Source organism: Streptomyces palmae (genome assembly GCF_004684805.1).
Lineage (GTDB): Bacteria > Actinomycetota > Actinomycetes > Streptomycetales > Streptomycetaceae > Streptomyces > Streptomyces palmae.
This window is the reverse complement of sequence record NZ_SRID01000534.1, coordinates 1-3,537: the sequence shown is the minus strand read 5'-3', so window position 1 is coordinate 3,537 and position 3,537 is coordinate 1. Positions and strand designations below refer to the sequence as shown.

4 protein-coding genes are annotated in these 3,537 nt (G+C 72.3%); all 4 read right to left on the bottom strand.

All coding sequences use genetic code 11. The annotated features are described in order from the left end of the window. Positions 1–854 (bottom strand): putative RNA methyltransferase (locus tag E4099_RS30500; protein ID WP_209446803.1); only part of this gene is annotated, 854 nt, incomplete at its 3' end. A gap of 651 nt (positions 855–1,505) precedes the next feature. Continuing rightward, a complete protein-coding gene (locus E4099_RS30495) occupies positions 1,506–2,285 on the bottom strand; it encodes an HAD-IIA family hydrolase (RefSeq protein ID WP_135342340.1) in 780 nt (259 codons plus the stop codon). 80 nt (positions 2,286–2,365) lie between these two features. Beyond that, on the bottom strand, positions 2,366–2,692 hold the full coding sequence (locus E4099_RS30490) for a hypothetical protein (protein ID WP_135342339.1): 327 nt from the start codon (positions 2,690–2,692) through the stop codon (positions 2,366–2,368). Further along, entirely contained in the window at positions 2,689–3,270 is a 582-nt protein-coding gene (locus tag E4099_RS30485) for an RNA polymerase sigma factor (RefSeq protein WP_135342338.1), read from the bottom strand. Before E4099_RS30485 ends, E4099_RS30490 begins: the two co-directional genes overlap by 4 nt. Positions 3,271–3,537: the final 267 nt, after the last annotated feature.

The window sequence follows — 3,537 nt, the reverse complement described above, 5'->3', positions numbered from 1 at the left end:
CTGCTGCGGGGCCGGTAGGCGGTGGCCAGTACGGAGACGGTGACCCGGCCGGGCAGCAGGCCGTCATCGGCCATGCGCACCGGCCGCACATGGCGGGCGCTGGGTGTCATCCCCACCAGGTCCAGGGCCTCGGATCCGGCCAGTACCAGGGGGTACGCCAGCTCCTCGGTCGTGACGGCCTCGAAGAAGGGGTCGAGGGCCCGGTGCAGACGCCGCTCCTTGGCCGGGTCGACGGCGACCATCGCCGGTATCCGGCCGCGCAGCTCGGCCAGGTGCCGCTCGGTGGGACGCACCACGACCAGCCGGCCGCCGGGGCGCAGCACGCGGTGGAACTCGGCCGGATTGCGCGGGGCGAACACGTCCAGCACGACATCGGCCACCGCGTCGGCCAGCGGGAAGGGCCGGAAGACGTCCCAGGTCGCCGCGGCGGCGCGGTCATGGGCCCGGGCGGCCCGGCGCAGCGCGTGAGCCGAGGTGTCCAGGCCCAGACCGCGGGCGCCGGGCAGCGCGTCGAGCGCCCCGGCCAGGTAGTAGCCGGTGCCGCAGCCGACGTCCACGACCGTGCCCCGATCCGCCGTGGCGCCGGCCGCCAGGTGGGCCACGGCCCGGCGGATGGGCGCGTACCCGCCGGTGTTCAGGAACCGGTCCCGGGCCTGGGCCATGGCCGCGTCATCGCCGCTGGTGGCGCGGGTGCCGGTCAGCAGGCCGGCGTAGCCGTGCCGGGCGATGTCGAAGGTGTGCCCCGCCGAGCAGCGCAGCGCGCCGCGGTCAGGGCGCAGCGGGGAGCTGCGGCAGACAGGGCAGCGCAGCGGGTCGAGGAAGCGTACAAGGGCAGGGGGAGGCAACGCGGGCACAGGGCACTCCTGGCAGGGCTGGCAGGGCTGGAAGGGAAGCTGAGGGAAGGGGCCTCGGCCTGCCCGCGCGCCGGCGACCTCGCCGTCCTGGAAGGGGACGGGTCGTGCTGGGAACGCCACTGTTCCGGATCGGGAACGGGTCGGGTCGGGAACGTCACCGTCCCGGATGGGGACGGGTCGCGCCGAAGACGCGGTTCCTACGGCGGGCACACCGAGTGGGGCGATGCCGTCCGGCATCGCCCTGCGTCTCTTCCGATCAGTGGAAGCAGCAGTGCGGGGTGCTCATGAATGCCACGCGGGCAGTCTACGGACCGGGCCCGGGTGGCACGTCTCCGCGCCGAACAGGTCGCGTGGCGAGCGGTGCGGGGTGAGGTCACGAGGCTGGGAGGACACTGGCCCGTCCCTTCTTGGCCCTTGCCAACGCCGGGGCGCATAAGGCCTGTTGAGGATAGGCGGGCCCGATGGCCACCGGGGTGGACGGGGCGCGTGCGTGAAGGGCCCGACTCCCGTAGACCGTCGCGCGAGTACGCCCCGAGCACATGCGCCGATCATGCCGTTACGTGGCCGCGCATTCCCCCCCGCGCCTCGCGCGGCCACGGCACGCCCGCGGTCTTCCGGGTCACCGGCGCGTCCCGCCGGTGACCCCGCCGGTCAGACGAGGTCCACCAGCTCCGCGACGGATCCCTTGATGTGGGTGGGGCGGTACGGGAACGTGTCGATGTCCGCCTCGTTCGTCAGCCCGGTGAGCACCAGGAAGGTCTCCATCCCGGCCTCGAGACCGGCCAGGATGTCGGTGTCCATGCGGTCGCCGATCATCGCGCTGGTCTCCGAGTGCGCTCCGATGGTGTTGAGCGCGGTGCGCATCATCAGCGGGTTGGGCTTGCCGATGAAGTACGGCTTCTTGCCGGTCGCCGCGGTGATCAGCGCCGCGACGGACCCGGTGGCGGGCAGGGCGCCCTCGGCGGAGGGGCCCGTCTCGTCGGGGTTGGTGGCGATGAACCGGGCCCCGTTGTTGATCAGCCGGACCGCCTTGGTCATGGCCTCGAAGGAGTAGGTCCGGGTCTCACCGAGGATCACGAAGTCCGGCTCGGTGTCCGTGAGGATGTAGCCGACGTCGTGCAGCGCGGTGGTCAGCCCGGCCTCCCCGATCACATAGGCCGAGCCGCCGGGGTGCTGGTCGTCCAGGAACTTCGCGGTCGCCAGGGCGGAGGTCCAGATGTGGTCCGCGGGGACGTCCAGGCCGATGCGGCTCAACCGGGCGTGCAGGTCCCGGGCGGTGTAGATCGAGTTGTTGGTGAGGACCAGGAAGGGCCTTCCGGACTCCCGGAGCCGCTTGATGAAGGTGTCCGCCCCCGGCACCGGGATGCCTTCGTGCATCAGCACCCCGTCCATGTCGGTGAGCCAGGACTCGACGGGCTTGCGATTGGGCATGGACAGGACTCCTTAGAGATCAGTGCTCCCCACCCCCGAGCCTATCGGGGCGCCGTCCGGACCGCCGGTGCCCATCGCGGTCACGAGCGGTGCGCCCTGGTGAGGGTGCAGACGCCGTCGGTGCACCGGCGCTCCAGGCGGCCGCGGGAGATGGTCTGGGCCAGGCCGACCATCCAGCAGGTGGGGCAGCCGCGGAAGGCGATCAGGGACAGCGGGGCCGCCAGCAGGGCGGCCGGGCCGGCGACGGGGACCAGGGCGATCGAGCCGATGATCAGCCCGAAGCCGATGGCGCCGCGTGCCAGGTGGCGCGGGACGGAGCTGCTGGCGAAGTTCGCCTCGGGCGCCGCGGTCTGTGCGGTGGGCCGGGCCTTGGCCGCCTCCGCGGGCGTCGCGGTGTTCACGGTCATGAGTCTCCTTCGACTGGTCGGCCGGTGGCCTGATCGGTCGCTGTGAGCGAGTGGCGCAGTGTCGTGCGTGCTCGGTGCAGCCGCGACTTCATCGCGGCGCTGCTCAGGCCGAGCGCATGGGCGACGGTCTTGCCGGGCAGGCCCTGCAGGTCCCGCATGATCAGGACCTGCCGCTGGTCGCGGGGGAGGGCGCAGACCGCGGCGGCGATCCGCTCCACCTCCAGCCTGCGCAGCACCGCCTCCTCGGCGGACGGTTCCGCGGACGTCTCCGGTTCGGCCGGCGCCTGGTCGCCCCGCGGCACGAGCAGCCGTACCTGCCGGAGGCATTCGTTGCGCACGATCCGGAACATCCAGGAGGCGAGCGCGCCGGTGGCCCGCAGGGTGCCGATCTTCCGGTAGAGGATGATCAGCGCCTCCTGCGCCGCGTCCTCCGCGTCCTGCGGCGAGGCGCACAGCGACAGGGCGAACTTGCGGACGTGGGGCTGCGATTTCATGACGACGGTGGTGAGTGAGGTGACGTCGCCGTCCTGAGCGGCCTTGATCAGCCGCTCGTCGGGCCAGGAGAAGCGTGGGTTCATGGGCTACTCGTCTGCCGAGGGCGTTCCGGGTGCGGGCGCGGGTCAGCTTCGGCCCTTGGAGCGCCGCATCAGGTGCCAGCTGCACGCGCCCACGAGCAGGGCTCCGATCACCACGAGTCCAGTGATCATCATGAGTGTTTCCTCCCGGTTCTGTCGGCCCGTTCGGCCGGTACACCGACAAGAGGCGGGGAGGTCCGGAAAGGATTCACCTCTCGGTGAGGTCATGTGCCACGGCCGGGGCGGGGCCGTCCGCTTCGGGTGGGGGCT

Bases quoted from the DNA above. Each gene is read 5' to 3' on its own strand.
- E4099_RS30495 (WP_135342340.1), bottom strand. From the start codon at position 2,285: ATGCCCAATCGCAAGCCCGTCGAGTCCTGGCTCACCGACATGGACGGG.
- E4099_RS30490 (WP_135342339.1), bottom strand. From the start codon at position 2,692: ATGACCGTGAACACCGCGACGCCCGCGGAGGCGGCCAAGGCCCGGCCC.
- E4099_RS30485 (WP_135342338.1), bottom strand. From the start codon at position 3,270: ATGAACCCACGCTTCTCCTGGCCCGACGAGCGGCTGATCAAGGCCGCT.